The 13138-nt window shown below is 65.6% G+C and carries 12 protein-coding genes; 3 read left to right on the top strand and 9 right to left on the bottom strand.

Annotated features, from left to right (window positions below):
- Positions 1–121: 121 nt before the first annotated feature.
- The 6 genes from ACQ7JA_RS17445 to ACQ7JA_RS17470 all read right to left on the bottom strand — a co-directional run bounded on the left by ACQ7JA_RS17445 (position 122) and on the right by ACQ7JA_RS17470 (position 7324).
- Entirely contained in the window at positions 122–2215 is a 2094-nt protein-coding gene (locus ACQ7JA_RS17445; protein ID WP_430900005.1) for a hypothetical protein, read from the bottom strand.
- Between the two features lie 64 nt (positions 2216–2279).
- Positions 2280–4451, bottom strand: a complete 2172-nt coding sequence (gene pilQ / locus ACQ7JA_RS17450; RefSeq protein WP_430900007.1) for a type IV pilus secretin PilQ — start codon at positions 4449–4451, stop codon at positions 2280–2282.
- On the bottom strand, positions 4448–4987 hold the full coding sequence (locus tag ACQ7JA_RS17455; protein WP_430900009.1) for a pilus assembly protein PilP: 540 nt from the start codon (positions 4985–4987) through the stop codon (positions 4448–4450). Before ACQ7JA_RS17455 ends, pilQ begins: the two co-directional genes overlap by 4 nt.
- Positions 4987–5652, bottom strand: coding sequence for a type 4a pilus biogenesis protein PilO (locus tag ACQ7JA_RS17460; RefSeq protein ID WP_430900011.1), 666 nt, complete (start codon positions 5650–5652; stop codon positions 4987–4989). The genes ACQ7JA_RS17455 and ACQ7JA_RS17460 overlap by 1 nt, the downstream gene beginning before the upstream one ends.
- Positions 5649–6263 carry a PilN domain-containing protein gene (locus ACQ7JA_RS17465; RefSeq protein WP_430900012.1) on the bottom strand — a complete coding sequence of 205 codons (615 nt, stop codon included), beginning with the start codon at positions 6261–6263 and terminating at the stop codon, positions 5649–5651. Before ACQ7JA_RS17465 ends, ACQ7JA_RS17460 begins: the two co-directional genes overlap by 4 nt.
- Positions 6260–7324, bottom strand: a complete 1065-nt coding sequence (locus ACQ7JA_RS17470) for a pilus assembly protein PilM (protein ID WP_430900014.1) — start codon at positions 7322–7324, stop codon at positions 6260–6262. The genes ACQ7JA_RS17465 and ACQ7JA_RS17470 overlap by 4 nt, the downstream gene beginning before the upstream one ends.
- Positions 7325–7681: 357 nt before the next feature.
- Between ACQ7JA_RS17470 and ACQ7JA_RS17475 the strand changes: the two genes are divergently transcribed.
- Positions 7682–10027 carry a penicillin-binding protein 1A gene (locus ACQ7JA_RS17475; RefSeq protein ID WP_430900016.1) on the top strand — a complete coding sequence of 782 codons (2346 nt, stop codon included), beginning with the start codon at positions 7682–7684 and terminating at the stop codon, positions 10025–10027.
- Positions 10028–10210: 183 nt separating this feature from the next.
- Here ACQ7JA_RS17475 and cyaY read toward each other — a convergent pair whose 3' ends face one another.
- Entirely contained in the window at positions 10211–10540 is a 330-nt protein-coding gene (gene cyaY, locus ACQ7JA_RS17480; RefSeq protein WP_258826398.1) for an iron donor protein CyaY, read from the bottom strand.
- A gap of 41 nt (positions 10541–10581) precedes the next feature.
- Between cyaY and lptM the strand changes: the two genes are divergently transcribed.
- Positions 10582–10764, top strand: a complete 183-nt coding sequence (lptM, locus tag ACQ7JA_RS17485; RefSeq protein ID WP_430900019.1) for an LPS translocon maturation chaperone LptM — start codon at positions 10582–10584, stop codon at positions 10762–10764.
- A 14-nt stretch (positions 10765–10778) separates the two neighbouring features.
- The gene (lysA, locus tag ACQ7JA_RS17490; protein WP_430900021.1) at positions 10779–12056 is read left to right on the top strand and encodes a diaminopimelate decarboxylase; all 1278 of its coding nucleotides are present in this window, start codon (positions 10779–10781) and stop codon (positions 12054–12056) included.
- Here the strand turns inward: lysA and ACQ7JA_RS17495 are convergent, their stop codons facing one another.
- Both ACQ7JA_RS17495 and ACQ7JA_RS17500 read right to left on the bottom strand, forming a co-directional pair.
- Positions 12057–12479 carry a VOC family protein gene (locus ACQ7JA_RS17495; protein WP_430900023.1) on the bottom strand — a complete coding sequence of 141 codons (423 nt, stop codon included), beginning with the start codon at positions 12477–12479 and terminating at the stop codon, positions 12057–12059.
- Positions 12480–12514: 35 nt separating this feature from the next.
- A complete protein-coding gene (locus ACQ7JA_RS17500) occupies positions 12515–13138 on the bottom strand; it encodes a sulfite oxidase heme-binding subunit YedZ (RefSeq protein WP_430900025.1) in 624 nt (207 codons plus the stop codon).

Genomic DNA, 13138 nt, shown 5'->3' on the forward strand with positions numbered 1-13138 from the left:
GAAGATATTGTTGCTCTTTGGATGAGGCACTGCCAGGTCCGCGGAAATAAAAAAAGACGGCCAGTATAGACTGGCCGCCCCGAAAACCGTGAATTCCTGTGGCGGAAAATTCCGCCACATCTCACTTGTAGCTGAACTTGTAAAGGCTGATGTCGCCGCGCGGAGGCTTGACGTTCAGGATGAAACCGCCATCCGTGGAGCAGGCCACGTCAGGCGAAACGGTCATGTTGTGCAGGGTACCGCCGACCGCCGTGGTGTTCGGGATGGACGACGGCGTCACGCTTGACACGGTGACCTTGCTGACGTCCGAGGTCGTGAGCAGCGTGCCCTGTGGCATCGGGTTGTTGCCGTTATCGGTCAGGCGGAAGCGCAGGTCGACGGCGCTGCAGGTCGAGCCGTTGACACCTTTGAGGACCAGCGGGTCGCCATCGGTCGTCGCATTCCAGTCGCGCCAGGCCGAACCGGTATAGAACTGGCGGATGAGGCGTGGATGCGATCCGCTGAATACGATCTCGATCGAACGGCGGATGTAGTTCAGGCCCCACTTGCCGTCGCCGCCTGCCTTGTAGGTGCTGCTGTTGTAGGGAATCGGCAGGTCGCCCTTGGCTGCGTCGTAGACGCCATTACGATCAGTGTCGAGGAAGGGGTCGCCCATGTCGCCTTCCTGGCCGCTCGACGCTGCCGGGAAGGGCTCGCCGCCGCCCGGGCAGGTATCGACCAGCGGACGGTAGGCTGCGGGGCCGGTCCAACCGCTGCAGGTGTATTGGCCGTCGCCATTCAGGTCGACGAAGTTCTCGATGCCCTGTGCGTATGCCATCACGGTGACGCGGCCGTCGAGCGGCTTGAAGGCCTGGCTGCGCAGCTGTACGGTGCAGGCGCCGTCTTTCGTCAGGCAGGCGCCCTGGGCGGCGGAGCCGATCGCGCCACCTTCGGTGACGAAGTTGACGGCGGTATTGTCGGACACCGGATTGCCGTACTGGTCGGCCATCATGACAGTGATGTCCGTGCTGATGCCGTCGCGGTCCATACCCTCGATGTTGTACACCTCGGCGCTCATCGACATGCTTTTCTGGATCGGCAGGCCGGTCGACACGGTCAGGGTGTCGGACAGGCCGCTGATCTTGCTGCCGTTGCGGGTGGCTTCCGCCATCACGCGCACCGGAGTCGGAATGGTTCCCGACGACACCATGGTACTGACGTTGCCGCCGGCATCGGTGACGGCGCGATTCGGCGACACGGTCAGGCCGCCGGTATTGGTGGTCGCGCTGAAGTTCACTTCGACACCTGCTAGACCGTTACCCTGCTGGTCGACGACCTTGAAGGTCAGTTGGGCCGCTTCGGAACGGCCCTGGCCGCCCGAGCCCTTGAGGACGATCGAGTTTCCGGTCGCGCCGCTGCTGGTGAACTGGATCGCACCGATATTGGCGGGATCCACGTCCAGGGAAATGGTCTGGACCGAGTTGCCGATCGAGACAGTGATCACGTCGCGGCCACGCATGCAGCCGTTGTTCGTATACGTGGCGGCCTGGACGCCGTTGGCGAAGGCGCCCGGGACCAGGGTAGCGGTGCCGTCAGCCACACACAGCGAGGTCAGGTTCAGGCCGGAGACCGCGCTGGCCGGTTGGCCGCCGCTCGTAACCGGGATAGAGAGTGAGGCCGTGCTGAAAGCCGGGAGGCGGCCGGTGGGCGCCGGCGAGAATGCCAGGGCGCCGACGGTGAGCGGCGCCGCGCCGACGGTGAAGTTGGTGCTCGCCGTGACGGTCTTGCTTTCAACCACCGAGGTGGCGGTAATCGACAGCGCGCCGGCGGAGCTCGCGCTGGCCGGACGCACGGTGATGGTCGCCACGCCGTTCGCATCGGTCAGGGCCGACGCCGTTTCGGGCGTAAAGGCGAGCAAGGTCGCTGCGCTCGTCGCGAACTGGACGATGACGCCGCTTGCCGGCTTGCCGGCGGCAGTCAGAACCGTGGCCTTGACCGTCGCACTCTGGCTGCCCGACAGCAGGCTGACGTTGGCGCCGTTCGCATCGGTCAGGGCGATCGAGATCTTCGGATCGGCAGGAACCGGGTTGCTGGTTCCCCCGCCACCAGTATTCGGTCCGGTACCTCCCGGCGAACCGCCGCCGCCGCCGCAGGCGCTCAGGATGGCGGCCGCCAGGCCGATGGCGGTCCAGCGACCGAGCGACGCCAGCGCGTCCTGTTTGGCTTGTTGGTGCATGACTTCCGTTCTTCCTTTTGTTGTGTCGTTGTGATGCATTCGTTCGCGCCGGCGCGCCCGGAGATCAGCGGCCGACTTCGGCCACGATCTTCGGCGTGATGAACACCAGCAATTCGGTCTTGGTGCTCTCGCGGCCGGTCGACTTGAACAGGTAGCCGAGCACCGGCACGTCGCCGAGCACCGGCACCTTGTTCTCGTTATTGCGTTCGGTCTGCTGGTAGATACCGCCCAGCACCACCGTGCCGCCGTTCTCCACCATCACCTTGGTCTTCACGTGCTGGGTGTTGATGGCCGGGCCGGCGCGGGTTTCCTCGCCCTTGCTGTCCTTGTTGACGTCCACCTCGAGCACGACGTTGCCGTCCGGGGTGATCTGCGGCGTCACTTCGAGGCGCAGGTTGGCCTTCTTGAAGGTGATCGAGGTCGCGCCGCTGCTGGTGGCGACCTGGTAAGGCAGTTCGATACCCTGCTCGATCACGGCGATCTGCTTGTCTTCGGTGACCACGCGCGGGCTCGAGATGATCTTGCCCTTGCCGTCCGCTTCCAGCGCCGACAGCTCCAGGTTCAGGAAGCGGTTGGCGGCCGATGAGAACAGGCTGAAGGCGATCGAGGGCGCGTTGGCGCCGCCGATCGCGGCCGCCGGCAGGTTGACCAGGGAAGTGTTGGTGTAGCCGTCGCCGGTGTCCGGGGTCTGGCCCGTCACCTGGCCGACGCCGGTCAGGTTGCCGCCGATGGCGACGCGCTCGTTGCCCTTGACGGCCCAGCCGGTGTCGCCGCCGCGCAGGGTGCGCAGGTCGGCGAAGCCGAGCTTGGCGCCCAGGTTGCGCGAGAAGCCGTCGTTCGCTTCCACCAGGCGCGCTTCGATCAGCACCTGCTTCGAGGCCACGTCGGTCTTCTGGATCAGCTTGCGGATGTCCTCGATCTTGGACGCGATGTCGGTCACGAACATCTGGTTGGTGCGCGGATCGATGATGGCGCTGCCGCGCTTGGACAGCACGCGGTTCTTGCTGTCGCCGGTCGAGCCGCCGCTGGCGTCGATGCCGAACACGGTGCGGAAGGACTCGACCTTCTGGTAGTTCAGCTGGAAGATCTCGGAGCGCAGCGGCTCGAGGTCGGCGATCTGGGCGCGCTGCTCGAGCTCGAGCTTTTCCTTGGTCAGCAGTTCTTCCTTGGGCGCGATCCACAGCACGTTGCCGTTCTTGCGCATGTCCAGGCCCTTGGCCTGCAGGACCACGTCGAGGGCCTGGTCCCAGGGCACGTCGCGCAGGCGCAGGGTCAGGTTGCCGGTGACGGAATCGCTGGTGATGATGTTCAGGCCCGAGATGTCGGCGATCGCCTGCAGGGCGGCGCGCACGTCGACGCTCTGGAAGTTGAAGGAGAGCTTCTCGCCGCGGTAGCCGGTGGTGCCCTGGGCCAGGCGGTTCGGGTCTTCCTTGATCGGACGCACGTCGACCACCAGTTGGGTGTCGCTCTGGTACACCGACTGTTCCCACAGGCCCTGGGCGTCGATGGTCATGCGGGTGTTCTCGCCCTGCGGCGCGGTCGTGATGCGCGACACCGGGGTGCCGAAATCGGTCACGTCGAGGCGGCGGCGCAGGGTCGCCGGCACACCGGTGCGCAGGAAGTCGACGATGATCTGGTTGCCGGCCTGGCGCACGTCGACGCCGGTCTGGCCGTTCGGCAGGTCGACCACGATGCGGCCTTCGCCGTTGGCGCCGCGGCGGAAGTCGAGGTCGCGCAGCATTTGACGGGCTGCCGGCGCAGGTGCGCTGGCGGCCGGTGCGGCAGCGACGGCCACGGCCTGGGCGCCGCCCGGGCCTTCGACGGTGACGCGCACCGACTTGCCGTCGACGGCGGTGCTGTAGTTCAGCGGACGCGCCAGGTTCAGTACCAGGCGGGTGCGTTCGCCGGCCTGCACCAGGTTCAGGCTGCGCACGTCGCCCAGGTTGATGTCCTGGGCCGACTTGCCGGTGGCGTTGCTGGTGGCGCCGAAATCGAGCGCGATGCGCGCCGGGTTGGTGATCGAGAAGCCGATCGGCGGCTTGGGCAAGGCTTCGCGCATGCCGATGTTCAGGACCACATTGGGGCCCTGCTGGGTGGCGGTGATCGATTCGATCGCATTCTGTTGCAACTGAGCCTGGGCGGCCGCCGTACCGGCGCCGAGCACCAGCAGCAGTGCGGCGCCGCAGCGCGCCAGCCAGCCTGGGACGACGATGCGCATATTCATGGTTTGGGTCATTTCCCGCTCTCCTTGCTTTCCGCCAGCTCGATCGTCGCCTTGCGCTCGACCCAGTCGCCGGTGGCGTCCTGCACTACTTCCCTGATGTCGATCGCGCCTTCACTGATACGCGTGACCAACCCGTGATTCTGGCCGATGCGCTGGCCGGCCTTGACCTGGTGGATCGAGGTGTCGATCTGCACCAGCGCGTAACTGACGCCGCCCTTCTGCAGCGTGCCCACCATCCGCATCGTGTCGAGCGGGTAGTTCTCGAGCACTTCGCGCGGACGGTTGGCGTCCGGCGCCAGCGGATTGGTGGTCGTCGCCGCCACCCGCTGCATTTCGTTGAGCAGCTTGGCCTCGCTGAAGGGCTCGATCGCGCCTTCCGGATCGTAGGCATAGGGCACGAATTCCTTCGGCTCCGGCAGCGGCTTGACGGCAGGCGTGGTCTCGCGCTTGACCTGCTCCATCCAGTCGCGCACTTCCTTGACGTCGCCGTCGCCGCAGCCCGCGAGCAGCAGGCCGGCGGCGAGCAGGGCGCACATTTTCTTCAGCATCACGCGCCCCCCTTCTTCTTCATCTTCTCTTCGCGCGCTTTTTTCTTCTGGGCCGCGATCTCGTCGGGGTCCAGGTAGCGGAAGGTCTTGGCCACGGCTTCCAGCTGCAGGATGCCGTCCTTGGTGCTGACCGCCATATTGTTGAGCGTGACGATGCGCGGCAGGTTGGCCATGTCGGCGGCAAAGGCGCCGACGTCGTTGTACTTGCCGGTCACCTTGACGTCGATCGGCTGCTCGGCGTAGTAGTCGCGCACGACTTCCGCGCCGGGCTTGAACAGCTCGAACTGCAGGCCGCGGCCGACGCCGGCCTGGTTGATGTCGGACAGCAGGTCCGCCATCTCCGACTTGCTCGGCAACTGCTTCTCGAGGCGTTCGACATACATGTCGACCTGTGCCTTCTGCGCCTGCAGGGCTTCCAGGTTGATGGCCTGGGCCATCTTCATGCGGTATTCGTCGCGCAGCCGCACTTCTTCGGCAGCGCCCCGCTCCTGGGTCTCGAACTGGCCGCTCCAGTAGAAGAAGTAGCCGAGGCCCGTCACGAAGGCCATCACGCCGGCGGCGCACAAGAGGCGCGGGGCGAGCGGCCACTGGCCGGGCTGGCGGCCCTGCAGGTCCTGGAATTGCGCGGCCAGCTGGGCGCCGAGGTCTTTGAGATCGATATTCATGGTGATGGCGCCTTCGCCGCGGCGCCGGGCTTGGCCGGCGTTTCCTCTTGCTCGCGCGGACGCTTGATCGCCACGTCCATCTGGAACTCGACGACCTTGCGGCCGGTCTTGCTCTGGCCCAGGGTGGCGACCTTCACTTCGGTCAGGTTGGGGCGTTCCAGCCAGGGCGAGCCGCCGGACACGTTGCGCAGCAGTTCGGCCACGCGTTCCTGCGACTGGGCGTAGCCGTTCAGCGTGACCAGCTGGCCGTTCTGGCGGAAGGACTTCAGGTACACGCCCTCGGGGGTCTGGCGCACCAGTTCGTCGAGCAGGTAGACCGGCTGGTTGCGGTCGCCCTGCAGGTCCTCGACCGCCTGCTGGCGCGCCTTCAGGGCCTCGATTTCTTCCTTCAGGGTCTTGATGTCGGCGATCTTCTTGTCCAGCTCCGCGCTGGCGGTCTTGAGCACCAGGTTGCGCTCGTCCTGGACCGCGATGCGGCTGGCGTTCCAGGCGCCGACCAGCAGCACGATGGCCGCGCCGGCGATGCCGCCCAGGGCCATCAGGGCGACGAAGGCCGCCTGCTTCTGCTTGCGCTTGGCTTCGCGGTGGGGCAACAGGTTAATGCGGATCATCCGAACCTCCGCAGGGCCAGGCCGCAGGCAACCAGGTAGGCGGCACCTTCCTGGCGCAGCTGCTGTTCGCGCACCAGCGGGCCGTAGCTCATGCCTTCGAAAGGCGCCACGATGCTGCTCGGGATGCGGGTGCGGCTGCCGATCAGTTCCAGCAGGCCCGGCAGGCAAGCGCAGCCGCCGGCCAGGTACAGCTGGTCGATCCGGGTGAAGGGCGTCGAGGTGAAGAAGAACTGGATGGCGCGCGTGATTTCCAGCGCGGCGCTTTCCAGGAAGGGCGACAGGATGTCGGCCCGATAATTCTCCGGCAGGTCGCCGGCCTTCTTGCGCGATTCGGCCTCCTCGAAAGACAGGCCGTAGGCGCGCACGATGTCCTGGGTCAGCGCATTGCCGCCGAAAGGCTGCTCGCGCTCGTAGATGGTCTCGCCGTTCTGCAGCACCGACACGTGGGTGGCCTGGGCGCCGATCTGGAACAGGGCGACGATCTGCTCCGGCTTGGCGCCGGCCACGCGGTCCAGGGCGGCGCGCGCGGCGTAGGATTCGATGTCCATCACGGTGGCGGTGAGGCCGGCCGCTTCGGCGATCGCCACGCGGTCCTCGACCTTCTCGCGGCGCGCGGCGGCCAGCATGACCTCCATGTCCTCGGCGGAGTTGGGGGCTTGCCCGATCACGTCGAAGTCGAGGCTGACCTCGTCCAGCGCGAAGGGAATGTACTGGCTGGCTTCGGATTCGACCTGCACTTCGAGCTGGTCTTCCGACATGCCGGCCGGCAGGATGATTTTCTTGGTGATGACGGAGGCCGGCGGCATGCCGAGCGCGACCAGCTTGGCGCGGGTGCCGCTCTTCTTCCAGACGCGGCGCACGGCCTCGGACACCTGGTCGATGTTTTCGATATTGCCGTCCACGACCGCGCCACGCGGCAGCGGTTCGGCCGCATAGCGCTCCAGGCGCAGTTCGCCCCTGCCGGCGTCGGCCAGCTCGACCAGGCGGACGCCTGACGTGCTGATGTCGAGCCCGGCCAAAGGCGGACTGGACTTTCCGAACAAGGAACTGAGATTGATCACGAGCGTACTCCCTGGCTGCCCTTCCCGTTTTCCACGGGATTCGATGTTGAACGCCCGCGAACGGGAAATTCTTTAATAAAACTAGGACTTAGTGCATATATATGAGGCACCGCGTTAGATCGTAGCGAAAAGGATGCACCCGGACAAGATATTTCTATGGGGGAACAAGCCATTCCGGGGCGTGCGCGCCACACTCTGGCGCAGAGTGTTATCACCCCTGCCACGACCGTTTCCTGCTTGATATTGACGAGGCCGTGTTTGGTGGTTTTTTGGCTCAGCAGTGCGGATATCCCCTGCCAATCGTGTGACTTATAATGGGCTGATTAACGGAGTAAAGTTTATTCAGCGAAAGCCAGCATGAAAGAGAAACAGTCATCGGGCAAATCCGGTTCGCCCGCCCCATCGAAATACAGTCCGAAGCGCCTGGTCCTGATGGCCGTCGGCGCCATCACCGGCCTGGCCGTGATCGGCGTGCTGGTGCTGGTGTTCGCCCTCGCAATGGCCTACCCCAACCTGCCCGCGCTCGACACCATCACCGACTACCGCCCCAAGATGCCGCTGCGGATCTTCACCGCCGATAACGTCCTGATCGGCGAGTTCGGCGAGGAGCGCCGCACCCTGGTGCACTTCAAGGACATCCCGGACGTGATGAAGAAGGCCGTGCTCTCGATCGAGGACGACCGCTTCTACCAGCACAGCGGCATCGACTACTGGGGCATCCTGCGGGCCGTGTTCAAGAACGCCACCGGCGGCTCGCGCCAGGGCGCCTCGACCATCACCCAGCAGGTTGCGCGCAACTTCTTCCTCTCTTCCGAGCAGACCTTCAAGCGCAAGGCCTATGAGGCGCTGCTGGCCTGGAAGATCGAGAAGAACCTCAGCAAGGACCAGATCCTCGAGCTGTACATGAACCAGATCTACCTGGGCCAGCGCGCCTTCGGCTTCCAGTCGGCCGCCCAGATCTACTTCGGCAAGGACCTGCGCGACATCACCGTGGCCGAAGCGGCGATGCTGGCCGGCCTGCCGAAAGCGCCGTCCGCCTACAACCCGGTGGTGAACCCGACGCGCGCCAAGACCCGCCAGCAGTACATCCTGCAGCGCATGCACGACCTGGGCTACATCACCGACGCGCAGTACAAGCAGGCGAAGGAAGAACCGCTGAAGATCAAGACCGACAGCACCGCCTTCGGCGTGCATGCCGAGTACGTGGCCGAGATGGCGCGCCAGCTGGTCTACGAGCAGTTCAAGGAAGACACCTACACGCGCGGCCTGAACGTGTTCACCACCATCACCAAGGCCGACCAGGACGCGGCCTATCTGGCGGTGCGCCGCGGCGTGATGGACTACGAGCGCCGCCACCCCTACCGCGGCCCGGAATCGTATATCGAGATCCCGAGCGACAAGGGCGAGGCCGACGAGGCCATCGAGGCCGAACTGGCCGAGCACCCGGACAGCGACAACATCGTGGCCGCCATCGTACTGCAAGCGTCCCCAAGCCAGGTCACCGCCACCATCGCCTCGGGCGAGACCATCAAGATGAGCGGTCCGGGCCTGGCCTTCGCCAGGGCCTGGCTGTCCGAGAAGGCCGCGCCGAACCGCCGCATCCGCCGCGGCGCCGTGATCCGCGTGATGCAGGACGACGAATCGAAGTGGGTCATCACCCAGATGCCGGAAGTGGAATCGGCCTTCGTTGCGGCCAGCACCGAGGACGGCGCGATCCGCGCGCTGGTGGGCGGCTTCGACTTCAACCGCAACAAGTTCAACCACGTGACGCAGGCCTGGCGCCAGCCGGGTTCCTCGTTCAAGCCCTTCATCTATTCGGCGTCGCTGGAACGCGGCCTGTCGCCGGCGACCATCGTCAACGACGCCCCGATCTCGTTTGACGCCGGCCAGACCGGCGGCCAGGCCTGGGAGCCGAAGAACTACGACAACAAGTACGAAGGCCCGATGACCATGCGGCGCGGCCTGACCCAGTCGAAGAACATGGTCTCGATCCGCATCCTGAACAAGATCGGCGCGCGCTACGGCCAGGAATTCGCAACCCGCTTCGGCTTCGACGCCGAGCGCAACCCGGCCTACCTGACCCTGGCCCTCGGCGCCGGTTCGACCACGCCGCTGCAGATGGCCGGGGCGTACGCCGTGTTCGCCAACGGCGGCTACCGCGTCAGCCCCTACCTGATCTCGAAGGTGACCGACGCCGACGGCAAGGTGCTGTCGGAAGCGCGTCCGGAACGCGCCGGCATCGAGGCCAACCGCGTGATCGACGCGCGCAACGCCTACCTGGTCGACAGCATGCTCAAGGACGTGGTGCGCTACGGCACCGCGACCAAGGCCCTGTCGCTCAAGCGCACCGACCTGGCGGGCAAGACCGGCACCACCAACGACTCGATCGACGCCTGGTTCGCCGGGTACAACCCGAAGCTGGTAGGCATCGCCTGGATCGGCTACGACCAGCCGAAGAACCTCGGCAACCGCGAGACCGGCGGCGGCCTGGCCCTGCCGATCTGGATCGGCTACATGAGCAAGGCGCTCAAGACCGAGCCGAACGTCGACCGTGAAGTGCCGCCGGGCCTGATCCTGGCCAACGGCGAGTACTACTACGCCGAGACGCCGCCGGGCACCGGGGTGGCGACGCTGGACGTCGGCCCGCCGCCGGCGCCCGCGGAGCAGAAGCAGCGCGACGCGGTCAGGAACGAACTGTTCTGATCGGTGAAAAAGGAACGGCAGCCGATGGCTGCCGTTTTTCGTAGGATGGTCGGCTCTGCCGACCGCGCGTTCAAATCCCATATGAATCGACGCAAGCCGATTATTCACCGGCTGGTTGAACGCGCGGACGGCGAAGCCGCCTTTCGTGGCCCGGTCCACCCTACGGTTCCATGATCGCCCGGATCAACCCAGCGCCACCGGCGCCCCGCCCTGCTCCGTCACGTACTGCGACAGCGAGGCGAACAGCTCCGAATCGTCGCGCGTGTTGCGCCATTCCTCGCCCACGCGCTTGTAGTGGTAGCCGCCCGAGCGCGCCGCCACCCACATTTCCTGCAGCGGGGCCTGGCTGTTGACGATGATCTTGGTCGCGTTGCGCAGGAATTCGATCTCCAGCACATTGCCGCTGCGGCGGCACTCGACGTCGACCACGTCGTCGTCGTTGAGCTTGTCGAGGCATTGCTCGATGCGGTCAAGGGTGCTTTCGGCCAGCGCCAAAAATTCCGATTCGGTCATGCTACACTCCAAAGTCTGCTAATCAAACCCCCATTCTAATCGTGAAGTCCACTATCGCACTGCTTTGCGCTGCCGTACTCATGAGCGTGCTCGTCGCCGGCTGCGGCCAGACGGGGCCGCTCTACATGCCGACCCCGCCGGCCAAGCCCGCCCCAAGCGCCACGCCGCTGCCCGCCCAGCCCGTCCCGTCGAACAGCGCCTCCACCCCGGCCCCCAACAAATAGAAGTAAAAGTCCCCATGTCGCACTTCCAGTACCAGAACGGCGTCCTGCACGCCGACAGCGTTGCCCTGTCCGCCATCGCCGAAGAATTCGGCACGCCGACCTACGTCTATTCGAAGACCGCCCTGCTCGAGAACTTCGGCGCCTATGCCAGCGCCTGCGCCGGGCGCGACGCCCTGGTCTGCTATGCGATGAAGGCCAACTCCAACCTCGCCATCCTCGACCTGCTGGCGCGCCAGGGGGCGGGCTTCGACATCGTCTCGGGCGGCGAGCTGCTGCGCGTGATCGCCGCCGGCGGCGACCCGGCCAAGACCATCTTCTCGGGCGTCGGCAAGACCGTCGAGGAAATGCAGCTGGCGCTGGAAAAGAACATCCTGTGCTTCAACGTCGAGTCGATCCCGGAACTGCACCGCCTCAACGAGGTGGCCGGCAGCATGGGCAAGCGCGCGCCGGTGTCGCTGCGCGTGAACCCGAACGTGGACGCCAAGACCCACCCTTATATCGCGACCGGCCTGAAGGCGAACAAATTCGGCGTGGCCTTCGACGATGCGCTGGACACTTACCGCACGGCCGCCAGCCTGCCGAACCTGGACGTGGTCGGCATTGACTGCCACATCGGCTCGCAGCTGCTGGACGATGCGCCGCTGCTGGAAGCGCTGGACAAGCTGATCGAACTGATCGACACCCTGCATGCCGAAGGCATCCACATCCACCACCTCGACATCGGCGGCGGCCTGGGTGTGAACTACGGCGCCGAAGGCGACAAGCCGCCGGTCCCGGTGGGCGACTACCTCGGCCGCCTGTTCGCCCGCATCGACGCCTGGCGCGCCGAGAAACACGGCGGCGCCCCGGTCAAGGTGATCTTCGAACCGGGCCGCTCGATCGTGGCCGACACCGGCGTGCTGCTGACCAGGATCGAGTTCCTGAAACCTGGCGTGGAAAAGAACTTCGCCATCGTCGACGCGGCCATGAACGACCTGATGCGCCCGACCCTGTACCAGGCCTGGATGGGCGTGCAACCCGTCGCGCCGCGCGAGGGCGACAAGCTGACGTACGACGTGGTGGGCCCGGTGTGCGAATCGGGCGACTGGCTGGCGCGCGAGCGTGATCTGAACGTGCAGCCGGGCGACCTGCTGGCCATCATGACCGCCGGCGCCTATGGCATGACCATGGCCTCGAACTACAACACGCGCGGCCGCGCGGCGGAAGTCATCGTCGACGGCGACACCGTCCACCAGATCCGCCAGCGCGAGAATCCGGCCGACCTGTTCGCGCTGGAATCGATGCTGAAATAGTCAAGCCGGGGGCGGCATCTGCGGATTGAAGGCCACCTCCCAGAGGTGGCCGTCCGGATCGGCGAAGTAGCCGGCATAGCCGCCGTAGAAGGTGTCGGCGGCGGGCTTCACGATGCGCGCCCCGGCCCTTCTCGCCTGCGCCATGACGGCGTCGACTTCTTCTTTCGCGGCGACGTTATGGGCCAGCGAGAATTCGGTGGAGTTCAGGCTGCCCTGCGGCGCGCCGGTGTCGTGCGCCAGGCTGGCGCGTGGCCACAGGGCCAGGCGCAGGCCGCCCTCCATGTCGAAGAAGGCGACGGCGCCGTGCTCGAATTCCCTGCCGACGATGCCGTCCGTTTCCCATCCAAGGCCGTCGCGATAGAAGGCGACTGACTGCTCCAGGTGCTCCACGCCGAGCGTGATCAGGCTGATTCGCGGTTTCATCCCCATCCTCCCAAAATCACAGCGTAACGCGCTTTTCAGGCGCGCGCCGCCCCCGTCTTCTTGACGTAGCTCCAGTAGACCCGCATCGCGAGCAGCAGCGCCACGATCGCCCCAAAAATGATCGGTTCCTGGAAGTCGTTCTTGCCCGCCTTCATCCACCAGAAATGCAGGATGCCCAGCGGCGCGATCACATAGATCAGGCGGTGCAGCCATAGCCAGCGCTTGCCGCCCAGGCGCTTCACCATCGCATTGGTGCTGGTCACGGCCAGCGGAATCAGCAGCACGAACGCAATGAAACCCACCGTGATGAAGGGCCGCTTGACCACGTCCTTGAGCATCTCGCCGATATCGAAGAAGTGATCGAACCAGAAGAAGGTCACGAAGTGCAGCAGCGCGTAGAAGAAGGCATACAGGCCCAGCATGCGGCGCAGCTTGATCACCCAGTTCCAGCCGCTCAGGCGCCGCAACGGCGTCACGGCGAGGGTAATGCACAGGAAGTACAGGGTCCAGTCGCCGGTGCCGCGCGTGAGGAATTCGAGCGGCTCGACCGGCACGCCCTGGACGACCAGCCAGGCCATGCGCAAGAAGGGCAGCAGCGCCAGCACGAAGACCAGCGCCTTGATCGTCGTGAGCTGCCTGGGCGAAGGGTTGAAGGCCAT

Source organism: Massilia sp. BKSP1R2A-1 (genome assembly GCF_050586525.1).
GTDB lineage: Bacteria > Pseudomonadota > Gammaproteobacteria > Burkholderiales > Burkholderiaceae_D > Telluria.